A 24,624-nucleotide genomic window follows, 5' to 3' on the forward strand; every position below is an offset into this window, starting at 1 on the left:
GGGTGGGAGGTATTTCTTCAGCCTGCTAGTGTCGTGAGTTAGAAGTTCGTTGAACTAGTGATCACATGTCGAGTCAGTCGTGTACCGTGTGCACACGAGGAGGCTGCGATGCGTGGACGACCCAAGGCGCAACTGGTACTGACGCAAGTCGAGTTTGAGCAGCTCACAGCGCTGACGCTGCGGCGCAAGACCGCGCAGGCGTTGGCGCTGCGGGCTCGCATTGTCCTGGCCTGTGCCCAGGACATTGACAACAAGGTGGTTGCCAGCCGCCAGCGCGTGACACCGCAAACCGTCTCGAAGTGGCGGGCCCGATTCGTGCGGGATCGACTCGACGGACTGCTCGATGCTCCTCGCACTGGAGCACCACGCACCATCGATGACGCTCGTGTCGATGCTGTGATCGCCAAGACGCTGGAGAGCGTGCCCGAAGCAGCCACGCACTGGAGCACACGCACCATGGCACGCGAGGCAGGCCTGTCGCAGACGGCGGTATCGCGCATCTGGCGCGCATTCGGACTGCAGCCCCATCGACAGGAGACCTTCAAGCTCTCCAGCGATCCGCTGTTCGTTGAGAAGGTACGCGACATCGTGGGGCTGTACATGGATCCGCCGCACAGGGCCATGGTGTTGTGCGTGGATGAGAAGAGCCAGATCCAGGCACTGGATCGCACACAGCCTCTGCTGCCATTGGCCCCGGGTATCCCCGAGCGGCGCACACATGACTATGAGCGCCACGGCACAACGACGCTTTTCGCAGCGTTGGACATCGCCACCGGAGCCGTCATCGGGGATCTTCATCGACGCCACCGCAGCAGCGAGTTCCTGCAGTTTCTGCGCACCATTGAGAGCAATGTGCCGCAAGCTCTGGACATCCATCTGGTGATGGACAACTACGGCACACACAAGACGCCCGCCATCAAAAACTGGCTTGCTCGGCACCCTCGCTTTCAGGTGCATTTCACGCCGACTTCTGCGTCCTGGTTGAACCAGGTCGAGCGCTGGTTCGCCACTCTGACGCTGAAGTACATTCGCCGCAGCACCCACCGTTCCACTCGGCAGTTGGAGCAAGCGATCAGGCACTACATCAAGGTCAACAACGAAGATCCCAAGCCATTTGTTTGGTCAAAGACCGCCGATGACATCCTCGCGAGTGTCGAGAGGTTTTGTCTGCGAACTTCTAACTCACGACACTAGAGGCGCCTAATTGCAAGGTGCACCGGTTTAATTGCCATGCAGAAATTCCAATCGGGTGAGACATGCTCTTGAAGCGCACGAGCGAAGTCTAAAACAAGACCAATCTCACAACTCGCAGTGGCTACCTTGTCAAACCCTCTGTCTTGGCTGCGCTCAAGTCTGCGCAATCGAATAGCCCTTGCAGTGACAGCATTGGTAGTTGGCACGACTGTGGCTGTAGTGTCTGTTAATTTCCATGCAAACCTGACCCACAATTTCCATCGAATTCTGACCCACCCTTTTGCGTGAACTTCATGCTCACGTTGTGGATAAGTTCTTGGTGGTCTTCTCCTTTTTGGTCGTGGTTGGGGTCTGTGGCTGCTGTGCCGAACTGTTCTTGAACCGGTAGCTGTCGTTGCCTGTTTCCAGAATATGGCAGTGATGCGTAAGCCGGTCCAGCAGTGCCGTGGTCATCTTGGCATCTCCAAACACATTGGCCCACTCGCTGAAGCTCAGGTTCGTGGTGATCACAACGCTGGTGCGCTCGTACAACTTGGACAGCAGGTGGAACAGCAATGCTCCTCCTGAAGTGCTGAACGGAAGGTAACCCAACTCATCCAGGATCACCAGGTCAGCGTAAGCCAGTCGGTGTGCGATCTGCCCGGGCTTGCCCTGGGCCTTCTCCTCTTCCAGTGCATTCACCAGTTCCACCGTCGAGAAGAACCTGACCCTTCGGTGGTGATGTTCGATGGCCTGTACCCCCAGGGCTGTAGCGATGTGGGTCTTACCTGTGCCGGGTCCGCCCACGAGTACGACGTTGTTGGCTTCTTCCAGGAACTCGCACCGGTGCAGCTGGCGCACAAGGGCCTCGTTCACTTCGCTGTGACTGAAGTCGAAGCCTGCCAAGTCGCGGTACGCTGGGAACCTGGCCACCTTGAGTTGGTATGCCACTGAGCGAACCTCCCGTTCTGCGGTCTCGGCCTTGAGGAGTTGCGCCAGGATGGGCTGGGCTGCCTCGAAGGCAGGCGCCCCTTGTTCGGCCAGTTCGTTGACGGCCTGGGCCATCCCGTGCATCTTGAGTTCACGCAGCATGATGACGATGGAAGCAATGGCGGGGTCATGACGCATGGCGCACCTCCCTCAGTTGGTCATAGCGAAAAACATTGGCTTGGGGTTCCACGGTGAGCCGCAGGGCTTGTGGAGACGTCACCGGCGCTGGTGCGGGCTTGCCATCGAGCAGTCGGTGCAGGACGTTCAGGATGTGGGTCTTGCTGGGAGCGCCGGCCTCCAGGGCCAGCTCCACGGCCGAGAGCACTGCCTGCTCGTCGTGGTGCAGTACCAGGGCCAGGATCTCCACCATCTCCCGGTCGCCGCCTGGCTGCTTGAGCAAGGTGGCCTGCAGGCGCTTGAACGCCGGCGGCAGCTCCAGGAAGGGTGCACCATTGCGCAAGGCTCCAGGCTTGCGTTGCAGTACCGCCAGGTAGTGGTGCCAGTCGTAGACCGTCTGGCCAGCGCCATGGTGGTTGCGCTCGATCAGGCGCTGGTGTTCGCAGACGATCTGGCCTTCGGCGGCGATCACCAGGCGGTCGGCGTAGACCCGTAGGCTGACAGGTCGGTTGGCGAATGGCGCCGGCACGCTGTAGCGGTTGCGCTCGAAGTGGATCAGGCAGGTGGGAGAGACTCGCTTGGTGTGCTCCACGAAGCCGTCGAAGGGACGCGGTACTGGCATCAATGCTGCCCGTTCCTCGGCCCAGACGTCCGCGACGGTGCCAGGTAGCTTGCCGTGCTCGATCTCGTGCCACAGGGCCACGCAGCGGTCGTGCAGCCATGCGTTGAGCTCTGGCAGCCCAGGGAATGGCGGCACGACCTGCCACAGCCTGTGACGGGCATCGCGCACGTTCTTCTCCACCTGGCCCTTCTCCCAGCCGGAGGCCGGGTTGCAGAACTCGGCCTCGAACAGGAAGTGGCTCACCATGGCTGCAAAGCGCGCGTTGACGTCGCGTTCCTTGCCCCGGCGCACGCGATCCACGGCGGTGCGCATGTTGTCGTAGATGCCTCGCCTTGGCACCCCGCCGAACACTGCGAACGCATGGTTGTGGGCGTCAAACAGCATCTCGTGCGTTTGCAGCAGATAGGCCCGCAGGTAGAACGCCCGACTGTGGCTGAGCTTGAAGTGGGCCACCTGCAGCTTGGTGCGCACTCCTGCAAGAACTGCCCAGTCCTCGCTCCAGTCGAACTGGAAGGCCTCGCCGCAGCCGAAGGCCAGGGGCACGAACGTGCCGCGGCCGGTGGTCTGCTGGGCTGTCTGGCGCTGCTCGTGCCAGAGCCGGGCAAAGGCGGCGACCCGGTTGTAGGAGCCGGTGTAGCCAAGCGCCTGCAGATCGGCGTGCATCTGCTTGACGGTTCGTCGCTGCTTGCGGGATCGGCCCGCCTCGGTCTTGAGCCAGCCTGCCAGCTTCAGCGCGAAGGGATCGAGCTTGCTGGGGCTGATGCGTTTGGAGTAGCGCGGCTCGTCGGCGTCGGCGCGCAGGTGTTTGCGGATGGTGTTGCGCGAGAGGCCGGTACGGCGGGCGATCTCGCGGATGGACATCTGCTCTCGCAGGGCCCAGCGCCTGATGACACTCAGTGTTGCCACGTCTATCACTCCTGGTCTCCTGCTGCTTAACAAAGCAGCAGGTTAGGGTTAGTACGTGGGTCAGTTTTAGATGGAAAACCTAGGGGTTAGTGGGTCACTTCTGGATGGAAATCAACAGTACAAGGCGGAAGAGAATACCCATCGCGCGCTGATGGCGCAGTTCCAACCACCATCCAAACCTGTGCGCGGGAAGCGAAGCCGGGGGGGGCCGAAAGGCCAATTTGGAGGGTGGCTGGTTAGAGCGACTCCCTGAAGCTTTCAGTAACGCAGATTTGCACGCGCGGCAACATCCGGCGTAAAAAATGAAGTCTAAGACAAATCGCTTATGAGCCAAAACTGGCCGTATCCTGGTTGGCCCTCAAGAACGCCGGGCGCCGATGAAGACTACCGCTTATTGGTGCAGTTCGCATAGTACGTGGTCGTGGCTGGCCATTCCAAGAAAACGCCAATCACACCCGCCTCGCGGGCTAGCACGTCGAGCACACGCATCATGTCGCCTTAGGTCTTGATGGCCGAATCGAACGTCTGGTAGTACAGGCCGTTGTCGCCATCGGTCAGCAGACCCGAGCGCTTCAGGGTCCAGGCCATGATGTCCAGACCGGCTGAGCGGGCCTTTCGCGCGTACTGAGAGTGCGCGATCCGCTCTGAAGTGTCTGTGCTCAGAAGGTCGAAGAGCTGCGGCGCCATGATGTCTATGCCCTGGCTCTTGTACTTCACGAGTCGGCCTTGCTGGGCAGATCGGCCACGGTGTTGGCGTCGTTTGGATACAGACCCTGACGCCCAAAGGCGCGTTCAACGCCAAGTCCAGCTATGCCGCAGGGACGTGTATGAACAGGGTCACCACTGCGTCGGTCAGGTCATCAATCGAGATTCCCATTTCAGACTTGAACCACTGCGCTGACCCGTTCAGCACTCCAAAGAGCAAATGGCGCGCAACCGGAACCTCGACTTGCAAGCAGCCAGTCAATGAGAGCTCTTGGAGCACAGAGGTCCATGTCGCTTTGTATTCAGCTTGCAGATTCGCGATGATTTTGTGCTGCGTAGCATTGAGGTAGCGCGACTCGTAGAGCACCACATGCATGAAGTCGCTGCTCGATCCCAGAATCGTTTCAAAATGCGATCGGATCAGTAGCCGCAGCATGGTCACAGCGTCATGCTCTGCAAGTAACACGATCATCTGGCGCGCCATCGCGCTGCGCATGCCTTCCTGAATCACTTCATGCAATAGCGCATCCTTGCTTTTGAAGTGAAAAAAAAGTGATCCGGAATGCATGCCGACGGCACAGGCAATGTCCCGCGTGCTCGTGCCGTTGAAGCCGTAGCGTCGAAACAGTTTTGCCGCGGCCTTGACGACATCTTGGCGGCGATTGCCTTCATTTCGCTCCTGCGGCGTCTTGCGTGGGCGGCCTCGCGGCCGCTTGGCTGCTTCGAAAATGGGGAGGGCGCGCACGGCACACATCATCCAGAAACGAGTAGCGAGGCCTGCCAATGATTTCGGGTTGAAAGCTCAGACGACCCCGAAAGCGGCGGACGGAGGCCTCGACTGTGTTGCGAACATCGGTCGCGGTCTGGGGGGTCGGTACCGGGGATGACGGCCATCGGCTCAGTACGACTTAGGCAAGCCCAATACATGTTCGCCGATGTAGTTGAGCAGCATCTCGTTGTTGATGGGCGCGATTTCCAGCAGGCGCACCATGGGCCACAACGTGATGATGTCGTAGTCGCGGTCGAATCCGTAGCCGCCGTGGGTTTGCAGCGCGGCCTCTACGGCGGCCACCGCCGCTTGCGAGCCCAGCAGCTTGGCCATGTTGGCGTGGGCACCAGCATCCTCGCCGGCGTCGAAGCGCGCGGCGGCGTTGTAGGTCATCAGCCGCGCTGCCTCGATCTGCGCTTTGGCTTGCGCCATACGGTGTTGCAGTGCCTGATAGGAGCCAATTGGCTTGCCGAAGGGCTTACGCTCCTTCGAATAGGCTACCGCCTTGGCCAGCGCGTAGTCGCCCAAGCCGATTGCGGCTCCAGCGGCCAGCAGGCGCTCCGAGTTCAGGCCTTCGAACATCAGCTTGGCGCCCTTGCCGGCTTCGCCGATCAGTGCGTCGGCGGGCAGTTTGACGTTGTCAAAGAACACCATGTACTGGCGCTCGGCGGTCTCGACCTGGATGTTGAGTTGCGTGAGCTGGATGCCGGGCGTTTTCATGTCGAGCACGAACAGCGAGATGCCTTCGGTGCGGTTTTTCACCTCGCCTGCCTTGGTGGTGCGGGCAATCACCAGCATGTAGTCGGCATCGCGCGCGCCAGAAATGAAGACCTTCTGGCCATTGAGCACCCAGCCATCGCCGTCCGGTGTGGCCAGCGTGGTCATGGCAAAGCTGTTGGTGCCGGCATTGGGCTCGGTGATGGCAAAACACAACTTCTTCTCGCCGGTGCAAGTCGGCATGACGTATTTCCTGATCTGCTCGGGTGTGCCGTGGCGCATGATCGGTACCCGGCCCAGCCCTGTGACGACCAGGAACAGCGTGGGCACGCCGGCCAAAGCCAGCGCTTCATTGAGCGCGGTGATCTCCAGTACGCCGCCTCCGGAGCCGCCATACTCTTCCGGGACGGACAGGCCGAGCAGGCCGAACTCGCCGAGCTTTTGCCACAGCTCGTCGGGGAAGCGATCTTCCTTGATGCACTGGAGGATGTAGCTGCGCGGGTACAGGGTGGTGACGCCGCGGGTGGCTTCCTGCACGTCGCGGATACGCGCGCTCAAGGCGGTGGACGCCGTGTTGGCTATCGCGGTAGTGGCCGAGGTGTTCATGGTGTATTTCTCTGTCTTGGATTGGGGGCAGGGGCGAAAGTTGTCAAAGTGCCAAGTCGGCTGGGATCGGGACTGGAAAATCGAGCAGCATCTGCGCAAAGGCTTTGCCCTGCGAGTCCATGCGAACCGAAGCGATGCCGCCGCCGCCCAGGGCTTCGTGCATCAGAAAGTTCAGCGCGTGCGTGCCGGGCAGGTCAAAGCGCTGCACGCTGCCCTTGACGAGGTGGGCGAACCAGGCCGCCACGGCCTGCTCGGTCAGGGCGGCGCGGATGAAAGGCAGGTAGCCGGGTTGACGCGCCAGGACGCCGACGTTGGCGGCGTCGCCCTTGTCGCCGCTGCGGCCCCAGGCCAGCTTCACCAGCGGCACTATGCGCGTGCCGCGCGCATAGGCGTCGGCGGCAGGCAGCGGGCCGCCGACCTGGGGCAGGGTCGCCGGATCAAACGCCTGGCCGTGCCATGGCGGTGCCGCCACGGTCTTGTCGCCCATGTCGATGCTCGCGGCCAGCTGGGTCTTGGGGATCAGGCAGGAAAACAGCCGAACCACCGGTTGCACCTTGGGTCGACCACCGGTGAAGCCCGTGATGGCCGGGGCCGACATCAGGGCCATCGGCGCCACTTCGCGCGAAAACAGTTCGAGTGCGTCCTTGACCGGGTGGCGCACGCCGACCTTGAGCATCACTTCGCGCGCATCGGGCCGAGCGTGGGGGCCGTAGGTGTCTTCAGCGCCGATGGCCTCGACACAAGTTTCGGTGAAGTCGGGCCAACCGCGCTGTGCATAGTGTCGCCGCATGCGCGCCAGCATTGCGGCGCCAACGCGCTGCCCCTTGGCGCCGGCATTGATGCCGCCGATCATGAACAAACTCATGGCCCGAAAGCCGTCGGCGTAGGTGACGCTGACTTTGGCCTGATCGGTCGGCGGGAGGCCGCGCGCGCCCTTGACCTCGACGCGGTCGGGGCCGATCTGCGTCAACGTGACGCTGGTGAAGTCGCACACCACATCGGGCAGGATGTAGGCGCGCGGGTCGCCGATTTCATAGAGCATCTGCTCGCCCACCGTGGAGTGGCAGACCAGCCCGCCAGTGCCTTCGGGCTTGGTGATGACGAAGCTGCCGTCGGCGCGGCACTCGGCGATGGGAAAGCCCATGTCGTCCCAGCCCGGCACCGAATCCCAGTCAGTGTAGTTGCCGCCGGTGGTCTGTGTGCCGCACTCGATCAGGTGGCCGGCCAAGCTGCCCTGCGCGAGCAGATCGTGGTCGGTGGCGGCCCAGCCAAAGGCATGGATCAGCGGCGCCAGCGTGACCGCGCTGTCGACGCAGCGGCCCGTGACCACGATGTCGGCGCCGGCATCGAGCGCCGCGGCGATCGGGAAGGCGCCCAGATAGGCGTTGGCGCTCATGACCTTTTGTGGAAAGGGGCTGCCCGCGAACATCTCCTGGGTGTTGGCCGAGCGCAGTGCCTCTACCTGAGGCATCAGGTCGTCGCCCAGCACGGCGGCGATTTTCAGATCGACACCTTCGGCCTGGGCTGCCGCCACCAGCGCGGCGCGGCAGGCCGACGGGTTGACGCCGCCGGCATTGGCAATGACCTTGATGCCGCGTGATTTGATCTCCTTCATCAGGGGCTGGAGGGTGGTCACGAAATCCGGTGCATAGCCCAGTGCCGGATCCTTGGCCTGGGCGCGGCTGAGCAGCGACATGGTGATTTCGGCCAGGTAGTCGAACACCAGGACGTCGATGTTGCCGTGCTGCACCAGTTGGGCGGCGGCGAACTCAGAGTCGCCCCAGAAGCCCGAGGCGCTGCCAATGCGAAGGGTGTCTTTTTTCATGAATGTCTCCAGTTGATTGGGGGAGTGGGGTCAGCGCGGGGTGGTGGCAAGACTGCGTGGCCAGAACACGCGCCAGATACCTTTGGCTGTGGCGCAGACGGTGCCATGGGCATCCAGGAACTCCCCTTCGGCAAATGCCGTCGTGCGGCTGATGCGCACCACCTTGCCGCGCGCCTCAAAGCTATCGCCCAAGGCAGCGTTGAGGAAGGTGATGTCGAGGTTGATCGTGAACTGGCGCAGCTCGAAGGGGTCAATGTCGGCCGCCTCAGGCATGTCCAGCAGCGAGGAGATGATGGCCCAGCCCAGCGCGCCGTCAAACATATAGGAGATGACGCCGCCATTGATCACGGTGTCCGAACCGCCGCCGCCGCGTTGGGTGGGGAGGGCTTTGGGCAGTCGCACAATGGCTCTGCCCACGCCTGTTTCTTCCACTTCCAGCCCTTGCGCCTTCAGAAAGGGGTTGTCGTTCCAGCTTTTCTTGTAAGCGGCGATGCGGTCAAGGTGGGGGGCGTTGGCATTCATATGGGGTTCCTGAGGCTTGTTTAAAAATCGTAGGGGATTCAAAGCATCGCCAGTTGTTCGATGCGTTGCACATGGGCCGCCAACGAACGGCGCGCCAGTGGCCAGAGCGCTGCGGGCGTGTCGTCATAGGCGAGTGGCAGCCAGTCGTCCAGGCTGCCTTGCGGGACGGCGCGCATGGCCGCCAGCACCTTGGCCTCGCGCCGCAGGCGGTGCGCCTTGAGCTGCGCAATGGACTGCGCCGCCCAGCCGATGACGTGGCCGTGCGCCGGCAGGATGAATTCGATACCGTCCTCTTCGCAGGCCTGCGCCAGGCGGTCCAGCGAATCGAGGTAGGCGCTCATGTCGCCGTCGGGCGGGTCGATGATGGTGGTGCTGCCGCTGAGAATGTGGTCGCCCGAGAACAGCAGACCGTCTTCTTCGAGGATGAGGCAGAGGTGGTTGGCGGCGTGCCCTGGGGTATGGACCACGCGCAGGGTGCTGTGGTGCTCGCCATCGTGCAGCATCAGGCGCTCGCCGTCGGCCAGCGCGCGGTCGGGGGCGAAGGCTGCCGTGGAGCGGGCGGTGGCGGCGCTGGCCAGGCCCAGCACGGGCGGCGTACGGCCCGTCAGGCGGGCGCAGGCCTGGGCCAGCGGCCGTGCGGCGGGGGAGTGGTCGGCGTGCGAGTGGGTGCAGACGATGGCCGTGATCTGGCCCGCCGTGAACGCCAGCAGGCGCTCGATATGGTCGTTCAGCAAGGGGCCCGGATCGATGACGATGTAGCCACTGGCCGCGTCACCCACGATGTAGCTGTTGGTGCCGGGGCCGGTCATGACGCTGGCGTTGGGGGCGGTGAGGCGATGCAGGTGCCGCAGCAGGGGCACCGGCCGTTCGTGCTGCCAGTCCAGCGCATGTTCCAGTTGTCCGGATGGGCACACCAGCGCGAGCTCGGCGTAGGGCAGGTCCTGCTCCATGAAGCGCTGCGGTTGACCGCCGACCAGACCACCACGGGGGGTGGAGTTCCACAGTGGTTCGTCCTCGGTGCAGGCCGCCAGGGCCTGCCCGGCCTGTTCGAAGGCCGACAGCCAGTGCAGGGTGCGGATGGTGGGGAAGATCATGAAGAAGTTGCCGGCCTGGTGCTGCGCCAGCGCATCCTGGGGCCGGACCCAGACCGGCTCGAACTGCTCCATTTCGTCGGCCACCGGTTCCTGCTGGTCGGGCATCAGCGCAGCGAAGAAGACGGTGTCGAAACGCTTGGGCACGCTGCGGTCGGTGGTCCAGCAGGCCAGCATGCGCGCCTGATCGACCGCCAGTGACCAGCCCTGGGCTTGCAGTTGCGGGTACAGCGCCCGGCTGCGGTCCAGCGCTTGAAGGTGTGTGCGGGTGATGGGCCTGCCATCGGCCTGCACGGCCAGCAGGATGCCCAGTTCCTCGAAGGTTTCCCGCAGCGCCGCCAGCGCCGCCGTGCGGTAGCGTCCGCCCGCGTCGGGGGCGCGCGCCAGCGTGTGTGTCTGGTGGTCGTCGGCGTCCACTCGCCCGCCGGGGAACACATAGGCGCCGGGCAAGAAGCTGGCGTTTGGCGAGCGCCGGGTCATCAGCACTTCGACGCCCAGCGCTCCGTTACGCAGCAGCAGCAGGGTGGCCGCTGGGTGCGCCACGGCCGGTTCTTTGCGGGGGTGCAGTTGCAGGGTGGGGCGGGCCATGGCGGTGTTCCTTGCGCGGGGGATGGGGGCTCTACGCGCTGGCCGAATGGGTGCGCAGCAAGGCGTCGAGTGTGCTTTCCAGGTGGGTGAGGGAATTGCATTCGCGCGCGATGTGGCAATAGGGCGCGTAGCGCTTCATCTCCGAATCGCCCAGGCCCCAGAACGAGGTGGGCTCGGGATTGAGCCAGATCACCCGGCGCGCGCGCTCATAAAGCTGCTTCATGACCTCGACATGCGCCTCGCCGCGGTTGTTGCGCGCGTCGCCCAGGATCAGCACCGTGGTGCGGCGGTCGATGTCGCCCAGCAATTGTTCTTCAATATCGAGCAGGGTTTGACCGTAGTCGGTGCCGCTGCCGCCCACGGCCTGCATCACTTTGTCGACCGCTTGCTCGACCGGCAGCAGCTCGAAGGTGTCGCTCACGTCCACCAGGTGGTTGGTGAAGGCGAAACTGCGCACGTCGCTGACCTGCTCGCCCAGGCTGTGCAGGAACAGCAGCAGAAAGCGCGCGTACTGGCGCACCGAGCCGCTGACGTCGCAAATGGCCACCACGCGTGGCCGGTCCACCACCTTGGAGCGCCAGAAGGTCTCGAACATCACGCCGTCGTAGGCCGCGTTCTTGCGCAGGGTCTTGCGGAAGTCGAGCTGGCCGCGCACCCGCTGCTTCTTGCGCCGCGAGTGGCGATCAGCCAGCCGCTTGGCGATTTTGCTGACGATGACGTGCATGCGCGCGAAATCGCGCTTTTCGATGTTGGAGAGCTTTTGCGTTTGCAGGAAGTCGTCGTGCAACTGGCGCGTCGGGGCCGTGCCGAAGAGCGCGAGTTTGCGTTCGACAAAATTGCGAACCTCCTCGAACAATTTCTTGCGCGCCAGTTCAAGCTCCTTGGCGCGCTCGGGCGCCAGCGTCTGGCGTTTGGCGTCAGAGATTTCGCGGTCCAGCAGTTCCAGGCCCATGGCCTGCTGGATCTTCTGGGTGTAAAAACCCTTTTGCGTGAAGAACCAGATGTCGGTCAGGCCCACCTCGCGCGCGGCTTCCTGCATGCGCTTGGCCAGCGCCGCCGAGTCGCCCGACAGCAACAACTGCGACAAGGCCTGGCCACCGCTGCCCTGGCAACCGCCCGGCCCGCCGGAGCCGGTGGCTGTCTGGTTTTTGGGGCTTTGCTCGGGCGGGTCCTGCGCTGGTGTGGCGTCGGCGCCGGGTTGGACGCCGGGCCGGACCGCGCCGCCAGGGGCTGCCAGGTTTTCAAAAGAGCTGAAACGAAAGAAATGGTCAAAGGCCTCGTCGAACAGGGCGCGGTCGACCGTGGTCTTGGCCAGCGTGGTGCCCAGCGCGCTCTTGAGCAGGGCGCGGTCGCTCCAACCCACCAGTTCGACGGCACGCGCCGCATCGACCTGGGCGTTGAGATGGATTTCAAGGTCGCTGCCGCGCAGCGCCTTGAAAAAGTCTTCAAGCGTGGCTTGCACGGGGACTCTCCGCATCCTTGCGCGCTTGTTGCAGCAGGGTGGACATCTGCGCGTTGGCGGTGGCGATGTCTTGCTCGAACTTGAGGAAGACATTGAGCGTGTCGCGCACCACGTCCAGGTTCAGGTGTTCGGCGTGCAGCAGCAGCAGCGTCTTGGCCCAGTCGATGGTTTCGCTGACCGAGGGCAGTTTTTTCAGGTCCAACTGGCGCACCGCCTGGATGAAGGCCACCAGCTCCCGGTTCAGTGTTGCCGACAGGCCGGGCACGCGCCGCTCCAGGATGCGCCGCTCCAGCGCGGCTTCGGGGAAGGAGATGTGCAGGTGCAGGCAGCGGCGCTTGAGCGCGTCGCTCATTTCGCGCGTGTTGTTGCTGGTGAGAAAGACGAGGGGCTTGACCTTGGCCTTGATGGTGCCGAGTTCGGGTACCGAGACCTGGAAGTCGGACAGCACTTCGAGCAGGAAGGCCTCGAATTCGGGGTCGGACTTGTCGATCTCGTCGATCAGCAGCACGCAGCCGCGCTCCTGGTGCAAGGCCTGGTAGAGCGGGCGCGGTTCGAGGAAATGCTCGCTGAAAAACAGGTCGTCGTGCGCATGCAGCTTGTCCATGGAGGCGGCCAGGCCGACGGCGCCCTGCATCATCTCGCCCAGCTTGTCCTTGAGCAGTTGCGTGTAGAGCAATTGCTTGCCGTATTTCCACTCGTACAAAGCCTTGGATTCGTCCAGGCCTTCGTAACACTGCATGCGGATCAGGGGCACGTCGAGAATCTCGGCCATGCCCTTGGCCAGTTCGGTCTTGCCGACGCCGGCCGGGCCTTCGACCAGGATCGGCTTTTCCAGGTTGAAGCCCAGGTAGACCGAGGTGGCGATTTCGCGGCTGGCGATGTAGTCGACCGAGGCGAAGGCTTTGGAGACTCGGTCAACGGAATCAAAGTGGGCTTGGTGCAGTGTTTTCATGGGTTGTCGTTGATTCCAAAAGGGTTTCTCCGGCCTGGAATTGCCGGGATTCGGCGATGCTGCGGGCGATGCCCTGCACCAGGCGCAGGTCGCGCGCCAGGGTGAGCAGGGCCGGTTCATGGTCGTCCAGGGCTGCGGCAAAGGATTCACAGGCGCCTTGCCAGCGATCAAACAGGCGGCGCGCGCCCAGGTTGAACGCCGCCAGCGCCTCGTCGGGCCCGTGCTGGTCCAGGTGCTGGGCGGCATGGCGTGCCACGGGCGAGAGGGCGTCGAGTTCGAGTTGCAAGCCACCCAGCTCCCGGGTCAAAGCCGGCGTGCGGGCTGCATGGCGAAACCAGCGTGCCAGGGTATCCAGCTCGGCTTGCATGGCGCCGAGCATCGGGCCCAGCAGCAGCGCGTCTTCGATCGCGCGCAGCGGCCGAGCGATGGTGTCGAAAGCCTGTCCAGGCTCGCCCAGGCGCTGGCTTTCCGGCACCCGGCAGCCGACCAGGCGCAGGCCGCAATGGCCCAGCGGCGCCAGTCCGCGCACTTTGTCGTCCAGTTCGCGGGTCAGGCCCGGTGTGTTGGCCTCAACGACGAAAGCATCGAAGCGCTTGCGCCCTTCTTTTTCGCCGCTGACGGCCAGCACGATGATGGCATCGGCGGCAGGGCCGTTGCTGACGAAGGCCTTGTGGCCGTCAAGAAGCCAGTCGTCGCCGTCCCGTACCGCCCGGCAGCTCAGGTGTTTGGGGTGTGCGCCGGTGCCGGGCTCGGAGATCGCGAGTGCCAGCAGGGTGTCGCCGACCGCCATGGATTGCAGCAGCGCACGATGCCGGTCGCTGCGCAGATTCGGCGACAGCACGAAGCGCGCCAGCATTTGCTGCATCATCCACGACATGCCCAGCCCCAGACTGGCGGATTCCCGGGCGACGATGCCGGCCAGCGCGCTGACCAGCGCGGAGTCCGCTACGGGCGCCCCACCGTCGCTGTCGAAGCCCACGCCGAGCAGGCCACTGGCGCCGAGGTGGCGCCACCAGGCGCGGGGGAAGCCGTGCGTGCAGTCAGGCGCTGGCGCGTTCGCCAGGGCCAGGCGCATGGCCTCGGGCAGCGCCGGGTCCGACTTGGGTTGCTCAGGGGATTGAGAGCGGCTCATAGGTCCATCCAGATCAGGCGTAAAACCCGAGCTGTCGCGCCGCCAGGTCGCGCATCACTTCTTCGGCGCCGCCACCGATGGCGTTGACCTTGACTTCGCGGTAAATGCGCTCCACCTTGACGCCGCGCATGAAACCGGCGCCGCCGTGCAGTTGCACCGCCTCGCTGGCGCAATAGGCCATGGTCTGGGTGGCCTGGTTTTTCAGCAGGCAGATTTCGCCCACCGGCGTGTCGCCCTGTTCGACGCGCCAGGCGAGCAATTCCAGCATGGCCTGGGTCGCCTCGACGCGCATGGCCATGTCGGCGAGTTTGTGGCGGGTGACCTGCTGGTCGATCAACTTGCCGCCAAACATCTCGCGCTCACGCGACCAGGCCAGCGCCTCGTCCAGGCAGACACGGGCAAAACCGTTGGCGCCGGCGGCGAGAAAGATGCGCTCGCGGTTGAAATTCTTCATGATGGCTTTGAAGCCCTGGTTTTCCACCCCCACCAGGTTCTCCACCGGCACGCGGCAGTTGTCGAAATACAGGGTGGCGGTGTCGGAGCACCACCAGCCCATTTTTCTCAAGGGCGTTTGCGTAAAGCCGGGCGTGCCTTTCTCGATCAGCAGCAGCGACACGCCGCCCGGCCCCGGCCCGCCGGTGCGCACCGCCACGGTGTAGAAGTCGGCGCGCATGCCGGAGGTGATGAAGGTTTTCGAGCCGTTGACGACGTAGTGGTCACCATCCCGGCGCGCCGTGGTCTTGAGGTTGGCCACGTCCGAACCGCCGGAGGGTTCGGTGATGCCGAGTGCGCTGATCTTCTCGCCCCGCAGCACCGGCGGCAAGACGCGCTGCTGGAGCGCCTCGCTGCCCACGTTGACGATTGGCGGGCAGCCGATGGTGTGCGACAGCAGACTCGCCAGCACACCGCCAGCACCGCAACGCGCCAGTTCCTGCGCGGCGATGATGGTCATGAACAGGTCGCCGTCGTTGCCGCCATGGCTTTGCGGAAAACCCAGGCCCAGCAGGCCGATTTCGGCCGCCTTGCGGTACAGATCGACAGGAAAGGACTCGGCTTCGTCCCAGGCATCCACGTGCGGACTGATTTCTCGGGCGACGAAGCGGCGCATCGCGTCGCGGAACGCCAGGTGCTCGGGCGTATAGAAGGGACTCTTGGCAGGCAGGGTTTCGGCAGGCATGGGTATTACTCCTCGTGGGTGTGGCGGGTGTCGTGCGTGCAGGGCGGTGCGCGCCTCAATCAGGCTGCTCGACCAGCGACACCAACAAGGCGCGCGTGGCCACCTGGTCGCCAGCGCGCACCGCCACTTGGTCCACCACGCCGTCGCGACGGACCAGCAGTTGGTGCTCCATCTTCATGGCTTCGAGCACCACCAGGCGTTGCCCCTTGGTGACGGTGTCGCCAGGTTGGACGTCAACGGCCAGTACCCGTCCATTCATGGGGGCGAGCACACGTGACTCCGCGCTGCCTGCAGCTGCGGCCGGTGGGTCATAGGTCAGGTCTTCAAAGCTGGCGCTCAGGTCGCCCAGTTCCAGGTGCAACACGCCGCCGGCAAACACCGCAGCCGCGTGCTGTTGCACGCCATCGGCGATCAGGTGCAGGCACTCGCCTTGACGCCCGCTGAGGGTGACGTGGTGCAGCGCCGCGCCCACTTCGAGCGTGTAGCGGTGGGCGCCAGTGACCGTGATGTGCACGGCATGTCGGTGTTCGCCCTCGCCGATCAGCATCGGCCAGCGTGCCGGTCCGCTGGAGCGCCAGGGCGCGGCTGCGACCGGCGTGGCGCTGGCTTCAAACCACAGCGTGCCGGCCAGCGCCAGCGCCAGCGAGTCGGGCTGGGGCCGCACCAGCGCCGCAGCGCCGAAGTGCTGGGCGATGAAGGCCGTGGTCGTTTCGCCAGCGGCGAAGGCCGGGTGGCTGGCCACGGCTTCGAGGAAGGCACGGTTGTGGGGCAGACCGAGCAGGCGGGTGCGTTGCAGCGCACCGATCAGGCGTCGCCGGGCTTCGTCGCGGGTGGCGCCGTGTGCAATGATCTTGGCGATCATCGGATCGTAGTGAGGGCTCACGGTCTGACCCGATGCCAGGCCGTGGTCAACGCGCACGCCTTCGCCCGTGGGCGGGCTCCAGAGCGCAACATCGCCACTTTGCGGCAGGAAGCCCGCGTACGGGTCTTCGGCATACAGGCGCACTTCGATCGCGTGCCCGTTCAATTGCACTTGCTCCTGCGTCAGCGGCAAGGGCTCGCCACGGGCCACGGCGATCTGCCAGGCCACCAGGTCCAGTCCGGTGATGCACTCGGTCACCGGGTGTTCGACCTGCAGCCGTGTGTTCATCTCCAGAAAGTAGAAACGCCCTTCGCGATCGAGCAGAAACTCGACCGTGCCGGCGCCGACGTAGTTCACGGTGCGCGCCGCCGCCACCGCCGCCGCGCCCATTTGCGCGCGCAGCTCGGGCGTGACCGCCGGGGAGGGCGCTTCTTCGAATACCTTCTGGTGCCGGCGCTGGATCGAGCAGTCGCGTTCGCCCAGGTGGATGATGTGGCCGTGCTGGTCGCCGAAGACCTGGATTTCGACGTGGCGCGGCTCCATCACCGCGCGCTCCAGGATGAGCTCTTCGCTGCCGAAGGCGTTGCCGGCTTCCGAGCGGGCGCTGACCAGGGCGACCGCCAGGTCTTGCGGGTGTTCGACCAGCCGCATGCCGCGCCCGCCGCCGCCCGCCGCCGCCTTGACCATGATCGGGAAACCGATCTCGGCAGCTTTCGTGAGCAGCGTGGCATCGGATTGGTCGGTGCCCTGATAGCCCGGCACGCAGGGCACGCCCGCCGCCAGCATCAGGCGTTTGGCGCCGGCCTTGTTGCCCATTTTCAGGATGGCCTGCGGGTCCGGGCCGATGAACACCAGCCCGGCGTCCAGGCAAGCCTGCGCAAAGCCGTCGTTCTCGGACAGGAAGCCGTAGCCGGGGTGTACCGCGTCGGCGCCTGTGCTGCGCGCCGCCGCCAGCAGCGCCGCAACGTTGAGGTAGCTCTCGCGTACCGGCGCCGGGCCGATGCACACGGCCTCGTCGGCCAGGGCGACATGCAGCGCCCGCGCATCGGCTTCGCTGTAAACGGCCACCGTGCGGTAGCCCAGGGCCTGGGCTGTGCGGATGATCCGGCAGGCGATTTCTCCGCGGTTGGCGATCAGGATTTTTTTAAACATGCTCAGCTCCCGCGGAAAAATCCCCTGCGCACGCTGTGCGTGCCATGCGATGTGGCTTTGCCGCTGCGCCGACTGGCGTCGGCTGGTCGCCGCGGTTGGCAATCAGGATTTTGGTGAAGTTCATCGGGGTTCTCACATCCGTGCCACGCCAAAGGTGTTCTGGTTCAGTGGCCGCAACGCGGCTTCGCGACACACCGCCAGGGTGGTGGCGAGCGCGCGGCGGGTGTCGCGCGGGTCGATGATGCCGTCGTCCCACAGGCGCGCGGTGGCAAACAGCGAATGCGATTCGAGGTCAAAACGTGCCAGGATCTCGCTTTTCATGGTGGCCATGGTTTCGGCGGATGGCTCCTTGCCGGTGCGGGCAAATTTTTCTTCGGTGACTATGCGCATCACGGTCGCGGCCTGCTCGCCGCCCATCACAGCCACCCGCGCGTTGGGCCAGGAGAACACGAAGCGCGGATCGTAGGCACGGCCACACATGCCGTAGTTGCCGGCACCGAAGGAGGCACCGGTCATCACGGTGATTTGCGGCACGGTGGCATTGGCCACGGCCTGGATCATCTTGGCGCCATGCTTGATCATGCCGACCTGCTCCACATCCTTGCCGACCATGAAGCCGGTGGTGTTCTGCAGGTAGACGATCGGGGTGCCCGACTGGCAGCACAACTGGATGAACTGGGTCGCCTTGGTGGCGCCTTGCGGATCGATGGGGCCGTTGTTGCCGATGAAGCCGCATGGGTGTCCCTCGATGGCGCCGTGGCCGCACACGGTGCTGGAGCCATACAGCGGCTTGAATTCAAGGAAGTCGGAGTCGTCGATCAGCCGTGCCAGCATCTCGCGCATGTCATAGGGCTGGCGGAAGTCGGTGGGCACGACGCCGGCCAGTTGCTCGACCGGATAACGCGGCTCTTTCCAGGTCTTCACCGCGCGCATCGGCAAGCGGTCGTTCCAGGGCAGCCGCGCCAAGATGTCGCGCGCGATGCGGATGCCGTCGGCATCGTCCTCGGCCAAGTACTCGGCCACGCCCGACATCGAACAGTGCATCTCGGCGCCGCCCAGCTCTTCGTCGGTGGCGATTTCGCCGGTGGCGGCTTTTAGCAAGGGTGGGCCGGCCAGGAAAGCCTTGGCTCGTCCGCGCACCATGATCACATAGTCGGACATGCCCGGCAGGTAGGCGCCGCCGGCGGTTGAGTGGCCGTGCATCACGCAGACCTGCGGAATGCCCCTGGCCGATAGCCGCGCCTGGTTGGCAAAGCCGCGGCCGCCTTCAATGAACACCTCGCCCACATGCATCAGGTTGGCGCCGCCGGACTCGACCAGTCGCACCACTGGCAGTTTGTTCTCCAGTGCGATGGCTTCGGCGCGCAGGCTCTTCTTCATGCCCATTGGTGTGATGGTGCCGCCCTTGATCGCGCTATCGGAGGCGATCACCATGCAGCGGATGCCCGACACCACCCCGATGCCGCAGATGATCCCGCCGCCCAGCACGTTCTTCTCGCCGTCGTCATCGTGCATCCTGAAGCCGGCCAGGGTCGAGAACTCCAGCCATGACGAGCCGCGGTCGAGCAGCAGCGCGATGCGCTCGCGCGGCAGCAGCTGCTTGCGGGCGCGGAACTTGGCTTCCTGGCTGTTCGATGTGTTGCGTACACGGTCTTCGAGCGTGCGGAAACTGTCGATCAGCGCGAGCATCTGTGCGCGCTCGCGACGGAAGCTCTCTGACTGCGGATCGACTTGACTTTGAATGGCGGGCATGGGCGGTTCTCGCTGAACTGAAAGGTCGCAGTGAACGAATGGGGTAGCAGGCCTGCTTAGATCGTGAGTACGTTCTTACAGGTCGTAAAAACGTTCACCCTGATCGGCCATGCGGCGCAGCAGTTGCGGCGGCGCAAAGCGCGCACCGTGCCGCTCGGCCAGGGTCTCGCAGGCCTTGACAAAGGCGGCCACCCCCAGGCTGTGGATCTGGCCGATCGGGCCGCCCAGGTAAGCCGGGAAGCCCCAGCCCAGGATGGCACCGACATCGGCATCAATGGGCGACAGCAGCACTTTCTCTTCGAGGCAGCGTGCGGTCTCAACCGACTGGATGAACATCAGGCGCTGCCTGACTTCTTCCACCGTGGGTTGCGTGGCTGCTGGCGCAAACTCTTGCGCCAGGCCCGCCCATAGCTGTTTGGGGCCGTCTTGCGGGTAGTCGTAGAAGCCTTTGCCGACCTTTTTGCCCAGCCGGCCCAACTTGTCCACCATACGGTCGCAAACGTCGTCGATGGCGCTGCGCTGGTAGGCCGCGCCGAGGTCGGCGGCGGTCTGTTTGCGGATGCGCGCCATTAGTTCGAGCGAGACTTCGTCGGCCAGCGCCAGCGGCCCCACCGGCATGCCGGTCATGCGCCCGGCGTTGTCGATCAGGGCTGGTTTCACGCCTTCGGCCAGCAGTGCCAGGCCCTCGCCAACATAGGTGGAGAACACGCGGCTGGTGTAGAAGCCGCGGCTGTCGTTGACAACGATGGGCGTCTTGCGGATCGCCTTGACGAAGTCCATGGCGCGCGCCAGGCAATCGTCGCTGGTGGCTTTGCCACGGATGATCTCGACCAGCGGCATCTTGTCCACCGGCGAGAAAAAGTGCAGTCCGATGAAGTTGGCCGGGCGCGCCGAGGCCTCGGCCAGCCCGCTGATTGGTAGGGTGGAGGTATTGGAGGCGAAGATGGCGCTGCTGGCGATGACCGCCTCGGCCTTGCGCGTCACGTCGGCCTTGATGGCGCGGTCTTCGAATACGGCCTCGACCACGATGTCGCAGCCGGTCAGGTCGGAAAAGTTGATGGTCGGCTTGATCAGGGCGAGTTTGGCATCGCGCTCGGCCTCGGTCATGCGCTTGGTCGCCACGCGCTTGTTCCACAGATTCTCGCTGTAGGCTTTGCCCTTGGCGGCGCCCTCGGCACTGCTGTCGAGCAGCACGACTTCCATGCCGACCTCGGCAGCGGCGAAGGCAATGCCCGCGCCCATCATGCCGGCACCCAGGATGCCGACCTTGCGGTAGCTGGCCTTGGCAACATCTTTGGGCCGCGAAGCGAGCTTGCTGGCGTCACCGATGCCGAAGAACAGCGAGCGGATCATGTTCTTGGCCTGTTTGCCGGTCGTGAGTTTGACGAACTCGCGCATCTCCACCTTGCAGCCGGTGTCGAGATCGACTTGGCAGCCGTTGTAGACGCAGCTCAAAATGGCCTCGGGCGCCGGGTAGTTGCCAAAGGTCTTGGCGCGCAGCATGGCGTTGCTGGCGGCGAAAGTGTCGTAGCCCATGGGGCTCTGCACGGTGCCGCCGGGCAGTTTGAAGCCCTTGCGATCCCAGGGTTGCACGGCCGCCGCGGCACCGTCAGTCAGCAGCCACTGTTTGGCGCGGGCCAGCAGCTGGTCGGCCGGCACGACCTCATCGATCAGGCCGGCTTCCAGGGCTTTTTTGGGTGCGAGCTTTTTGCCCTCGAGCAGCAGGGGCAGGGCGTTGCGGATGCCGATCATGCGCGGCAGGCGCTGCGTGCCGCCGCCGCCGGGCAGCAGGCCGATCGCCACCTCGGGCAGGCCGATGAGGGCCTTGGGGTTGTCGGCGGCGATGCGGCGGTGGCAGGCCAGCGCAACTTCATAGCCGCCGCCAAGCGTGGTGCCATTGAGGGCGGCGACAAAAGGTTTGCCGCCTTTTTCGATGCCGCGCATCAGGACGTGCAGTTGGGTGACAAAGTCCATCATGCCGGCCACGTCGGTGATGGCGAGCATCATGTTGAGGTCGGCCCCGGCAATGAATTCGGGCTTGGACGAAGTGACGATCACGCCCTTGACGGATGCGTCCGCGACGGCCTTGCGCACGGCCTCGGTGAAGGCGGGAATGGATTGCCCGTTGAGGACGTTCATCGGCACGTCCTGCATGGCCCAGGTGATGGTGGCGATGCCGTCGGCATCCAGCTTGTAGTCAATAGTCATGGTGTTGGTCCAGGTCTGTGAGGAGGTTCGCGTCGGGCCGGGGCTTCAGACGCGCTCGATGATGGTGGCGGTACCCATGCCGGCGCCCACGCACAGCGTGATCAGGCCGGTGGAGAGGTTGCGGCGCTCGAGTTCGTCAAGCACGGTGCCCAGGATCATGCCGCCGGTGGCGCCCAGCGGGTGCCCCATGGCGATGGCGCCGCCGTTGACGTTCATCTTGTCGTGCGGGACGTTCATCACTTCCATGAAACGCAGCACGACCGAGGCGAAGGCCTCGTTCAGTTCGTAGAGGTCGATGTCGCTGGCTTTCATGCCGGCCAGCTTGAGTGCTTTTTCCGCCGAGTAGGAGGGGCCGGTCAGCATGATGGTGGGTTCGCTGCCGATGGATGCGAACGAGCGGATGCGGGCACGGGCTTTCAGGCCCAGCCGTTTGCCGATCTCGGCGTTGCCGATCAGCACCGCGGAGGCGCCGTCCACAATGCCCGAGGAGTTGCCGGCGTGGTGGATGTGCGTCATGCGCTCGACTTCCGGGTAGCGCTGCATCGCCACCGCATCGAAACCGTATTGTTCACCTTGCACCTTGAAGGCCGGCTCCAGCTTGGCCAGCGACGCCAGCGTGGTGTCGGCGCGCATGTGTTCGTCGCGATCCAGCACGATGCAGCCATTCACGTCCCTGACCGGCACGATCGATTTGGCAAAGCGGCCTTCGGCCCAGGCCAAGGCGGCGCGGCGCTGGCTTTCGACCGCGTAGCTGTCAACATCGTTGCGGCTGTGACCGTAGAGGGTGGCGATCAGATCGGCGGAAATGCCCTGCGGCACGAAATAGGTCGGAATTGCCACTGCCGGGTCAGTCGCCCAAGCCCCGCCGCTGGTTCCCATGGGCACGCGGCTCATGCTCTCGACACCGCCGCCGATGACCAGCGGCGACTGGCCCGACATCACCTTGGCGGCGGCCATGTTGCAGGCCTCGAGCCCCGAGGCGCAAAAGCGGTTGACCTGCACGCCGGCCACGCTCTCGTGGAACCCGGCGGCAATGGCGGCGACGCGCGCGATGTCGGCGCCTTGCTCACCGGCGGGCTCGACACAGCCGAGGATGATATCGTCCACGAAGGCGGTGTCCAGGGTGTTGCGGTCGCGTAGCGCCTGCAGCGCCGTGATGGCCAGGCTGATGGGCGTGGTGCCGTGCAAAGCACCTGAACTGCGGCCCTTGCCGCGCGGCGTGCGCACGGCATCAAAAATGAATGCGTCGGTCATGGTGGGTTTCCTTTTTTCAATCGGTGGAGGCAAAAGAGCGGCTGGGGGCGGGGTGGGGCGTCAATCTACAGCGTACGGCTGATGATTTCCTTCATGATCTCGTTGGTGCCGCCGTAGATGCGCGCGACGCGTGCATCCGCATAGGCGCGGGCAATCGGGTACTCCCACATGTAGCCGAAGCCGCCGAACATCTGCAGGCATTGGTCGATCACCTTGCAGTGCAGGTCGGTAGTCCAGTACTTGGCCATCGCCGCAGTGGCAGCATCAAGCTGACCGTCCATCAGCAGGCCGATCAGGCGGTCGACAAAGACCTGTGCGACCTGCACTTCGGTTTTCATTTCGGCGAGCTTGAATCGGTTGTGCTGGAAATCGATCACGCGCTGGCCGAAGGCCTTGCGATCCTTTGTGTAATCGATGGTCCACTGCAGTGCGGCCTCAGCGCCCGCCACCGCGCCGACGGCGATCTGCATGCGCTCCCAGGCCAGCTCCTGCATCAGCAGGAAAAATCCCTTACCCTCGCCACCGAGGATGTTGCTGACCGGCACGCGCACGCCGTCGAAGAAGAGTTCCGAGGTGTCCTGCGCCTTCATGCCGATTTTTTCGAGGTTGCGCCCGCGCGTGAAGCCGTGGCGATTGGTCTCGACCAGCACCAGCGAGGTGCCCTTGGCGCCTTGCGTCGGGTCGGTCTTGACGACGACGATCACCAGGTCGGCGTTCTGGCCGTTGGTGATGAAGGTCTTTTGACCATTGATCACCAGTTCATCGCCGTCGCGCACGGCGCTGGTGCGCACGTTTTGCAGGTCGCTTCCTGCGCCCGGCTCGGTCATGGCGATGGCGCCAATGACCTCGCCGGTGGCCATTTTCGGCAGCCAGCTGTGCTTTTGCTCCTCGGTGCCGTAGGCCAGGATGTAGGGCGCCACGATGTCGGAGTGCAGGCCGAAGCCGATCCCGCTCGTGCCGGCGCGCGCTACTTCTTCAATCAGCACAGCACTGTGCAGGCGTGTGCCGCCACCGCCGCCGTAGGCTTCGGGAATGGCCGGACACAGCAGGCCTGCGGCGCCGGCCTTGCTCCAGACGGCGCGCGGCACGATACCATCGGCTTCCCAGCCGGCGTGATGGGGAATGACTTCTTCTTCCAGAAAGCGGCGGGCCTGGTCCCGAAAGAGTTCGTGTTCTTCACCGAAGATGGTGCGGTTGAGCATGGGTCTGTCCTTGAAGTCCGATTGACACTGTGACACTGGCATGGTCGAGGCTTGCACTGGTAGCTCATTTCCGCAGGCGGGCGCCAGAAGCGCCGAACACACGATGAACAAGAACCAGTATATCGACCAAACGCTTGTTAGATGGTATAGCATATGTCATGATAAAGGTGCGTGACAACGGGCGAAAAGACACGATTTTGGCGACTGCGGCGAGCCAGTTCCGGCGCCGGGGGTACGAGCGCACCTCGGTGCGCGAGATTGCCCAGGCGTTGGGCATGACTTCGGGCTCGCTTTTCTATCACTTCGCCACCAAGGAGGAACTGCTGGTGGCGATCATGGAGGAGGGCGTTCGCGACATCATGCAGTCGGTGCGCGACGGGCTGGTCGGCGAGGCTCGCTTGCCCGAGCGACTGTTGTCGATGGTGCGCAGCCACCTGAAGGCCTTGCTGGGTCCGCGGCTCGACGCGATGACCGTGCTGCTCTACGAGTGGCGCAGCCTTTCGCCGACCGCCCAGACCCGGGTGATGACATTGCGTGACGCCTACGAGGCCTTGTGGATGGCGCCGATCAATGAGGCTGCGGCTCTGGGCCTGGTTGACGCCGATGCCGTGCTGGTGCGCCAGACGGTGCTTGGTGCCCTCAACTGGACGGCGCAGTGGTACCGACCATCCGGGCGACTGGACCTGGATGTGCTGGCGGAGCGTATGTTTTCGATGCTGTTTCCTCGCGTGGCGGCATCGGGCGCGCAAGGCGCAGCGCGAAGTCAGCCGTTACCCCATCGGGGGTAGGGAGTTGATTTCTGGTTTTTCGTTGAGTCTGTAGTGACAATTTTTTTGGAGT

The 24,624-nt window shown here is 64.3% G+C and carries 18 protein-coding genes; 2 read left to right on the plus strand and 16 right to left on the minus strand.

All coding sequences use genetic code 11. From position 1 onward, the window contains the following. Nucleotides 1-108 precede the first annotated feature (108 nt). Entirely contained in the window at nt 109-1,194 is a 1,086-nt protein-coding gene (locus ACSQ3Y_RS32300; RefSeq protein ID WP_436180206.1) for an IS630 family transposase, read from the plus strand. Nucleotides 1,195-1,491: 297 nt separating this feature from the next. On the opposite strand, the gene istB is transcribed toward ACSQ3Y_RS32300, so the two are convergent. The 16 genes from istB to ACSQ3Y_RS32380 form a co-directional block, all read right to left on the minus strand. Beyond that, a complete protein-coding gene (gene istB / locus ACSQ3Y_RS32305) occupies nt 1,492-2,301 on the minus strand; it encodes an IS21-like element helper ATPase IstB (protein WP_436180207.1) in 810 nt (269 codons plus the stop codon). Beyond that, nucleotides 2,291-3,817, minus strand: a complete 1,527-nt coding sequence (gene istA, locus ACSQ3Y_RS32310) for an IS21 family transposase (RefSeq protein WP_436180208.1) — start codon at nt 3,815-3,817, stop codon at nt 2,291-2,293. The genes istB and istA overlap by 11 nt, the downstream gene beginning before the upstream one ends. A 799-nt stretch (nt 3,818-4,616) precedes the next feature. Continuing rightward, entirely contained in the window at nt 4,617-5,267 is a 651-nt protein-coding gene (locus ACSQ3Y_RS32315) for a TetR/AcrR family transcriptional regulator (protein ID WP_436180485.1), read from the minus strand. Nucleotides 5,268-5,411: 144 nt separating this feature from the next. Next, nucleotides 5,412-6,605, minus strand: coding sequence for an acyl-CoA dehydrogenase family protein (locus ACSQ3Y_RS32320; RefSeq protein WP_436180209.1), 1,194 nt, complete (start codon nt 6,603-6,605; stop codon nt 5,412-5,414). Nucleotides 6,606-6,648: 43 nt separating this feature from the next. Beyond that, nucleotides 6,649-8,430: an acyclic terpene utilization AtuA family protein gene (locus ACSQ3Y_RS32325; protein ID WP_436180210.1), complete on the minus strand. Its 1,782-nt coding sequence runs from the start codon at nt 8,428-8,430 to the stop codon at nt 6,649-6,651. A gap of 30 nt (nt 8,431-8,460) precedes the next feature. Next, the gene (locus ACSQ3Y_RS32330) at nt 8,461-8,952 is read right to left on the minus strand and encodes a PaaI family thioesterase (protein WP_008905367.1); all 492 of its coding nucleotides are present in this window, start codon (nt 8,950-8,952) and stop codon (nt 8,461-8,463) included. 38 nt (nt 8,953-8,990) lie between these two features. Then, nucleotides 8,991-10,631, minus strand: coding sequence for an MBL fold metallo-hydrolase (locus ACSQ3Y_RS32335; protein WP_436180211.1), 1,641 nt, complete (start codon nt 10,629-10,631; stop codon nt 8,991-8,993). Between the two features lie 31 nt (nt 10,632-10,662). Next, nucleotides 10,663-12,093 carry a vWA domain-containing protein gene (locus tag ACSQ3Y_RS32340; protein WP_164868402.1) on the minus strand — a complete coding sequence of 477 codons (1,431 nt, stop codon included), beginning with the start codon at nt 12,091-12,093 and terminating at the stop codon, nt 10,663-10,665. Further along, nucleotides 12,077-13,045 carry an AAA family ATPase gene (locus ACSQ3Y_RS32345; protein ID WP_127806096.1) on the minus strand — a complete coding sequence of 323 codons (969 nt, stop codon included), beginning with the start codon at nt 13,043-13,045 and terminating at the stop codon, nt 12,077-12,079. Before ACSQ3Y_RS32345 ends, ACSQ3Y_RS32340 begins: the two co-directional genes overlap by 17 nt. Next, on the minus strand, nt 13,017-14,177 hold the full coding sequence (locus tag ACSQ3Y_RS32350; RefSeq protein ID WP_436180212.1) for an acyl-CoA dehydrogenase family protein: 1,161 nt from the start codon (nt 14,175-14,177) through the stop codon (nt 13,017-13,019). The genes ACSQ3Y_RS32345 and ACSQ3Y_RS32350 overlap by 29 nt, the downstream gene beginning before the upstream one ends. 13 nt (nt 14,178-14,190) lie before the next feature. Continuing rightward, complete coding sequence (locus tag ACSQ3Y_RS32355; protein ID WP_127806094.1) at nt 14,191-15,354, minus strand: acyl-CoA dehydrogenase family protein; 1,164 nt, start codon at nt 15,352-15,354, stop codon at nt 14,191-14,193. Between the two features lie 55 nt (nt 15,355-15,409). Next, on the minus strand, nt 15,410-17,368 hold the full coding sequence (locus ACSQ3Y_RS32360; RefSeq protein WP_281362732.1) for an acetyl/propionyl/methylcrotonyl-CoA carboxylase subunit alpha: 1,959 nt from the start codon (nt 17,366-17,368) through the stop codon (nt 15,410-15,412). A gap of 132 nt (nt 17,369-17,500) precedes the next feature. After that, nucleotides 17,501-19,120, minus strand: a complete 1,620-nt coding sequence (locus tag ACSQ3Y_RS32365) for an acyl-CoA carboxylase subunit beta (protein WP_436180213.1) — start codon at nt 19,118-19,120, stop codon at nt 17,501-17,503. A gap of 75 nt (nt 19,121-19,195) precedes the next feature. Beyond that, entirely contained in the window at nt 19,196-21,328 is a 2,133-nt protein-coding gene (locus ACSQ3Y_RS32370) for a 3-hydroxyacyl-CoA dehydrogenase NAD-binding domain-containing protein (protein ID WP_436180214.1), read from the minus strand. 45 nt (nt 21,329-21,373) lie between these two features. Further along, on the minus strand, nt 21,374-22,582 hold the full coding sequence (locus ACSQ3Y_RS32375) for an acetyl-CoA C-acetyltransferase (protein WP_436180215.1): 1,209 nt from the start codon (nt 22,580-22,582) through the stop codon (nt 21,374-21,376). A 65-nt stretch (nt 22,583-22,647) separates the two neighbouring features. After that, nucleotides 22,648-23,784: an acyl-CoA dehydrogenase family protein gene (locus tag ACSQ3Y_RS32380; protein WP_436180216.1), complete on the minus strand. Its 1,137-nt coding sequence runs from the start codon at nt 23,782-23,784 to the stop codon at nt 22,648-22,650. Nucleotides 23,785-23,942: 158 nt separating this feature from the next. Between ACSQ3Y_RS32380 and ACSQ3Y_RS32385 the strand changes: the two genes are divergently transcribed. Continuing rightward, on the plus strand, nt 23,943-24,572 hold the full coding sequence (locus tag ACSQ3Y_RS32385; RefSeq protein ID WP_436180217.1) for a TetR/AcrR family transcriptional regulator: 630 nt from the start codon (nt 23,943-23,945) through the stop codon (nt 24,570-24,572). Nucleotides 24,573-24,624: the final 52 nt, after the last annotated feature.

The organism is Acidovorax sp. LjRoot66 (assembly GCF_964253305.1).
In the GTDB taxonomy this organism is placed as follows: Bacteria; Pseudomonadota; Gammaproteobacteria; order Burkholderiales; family Burkholderiaceae_C; genus Acidovorax.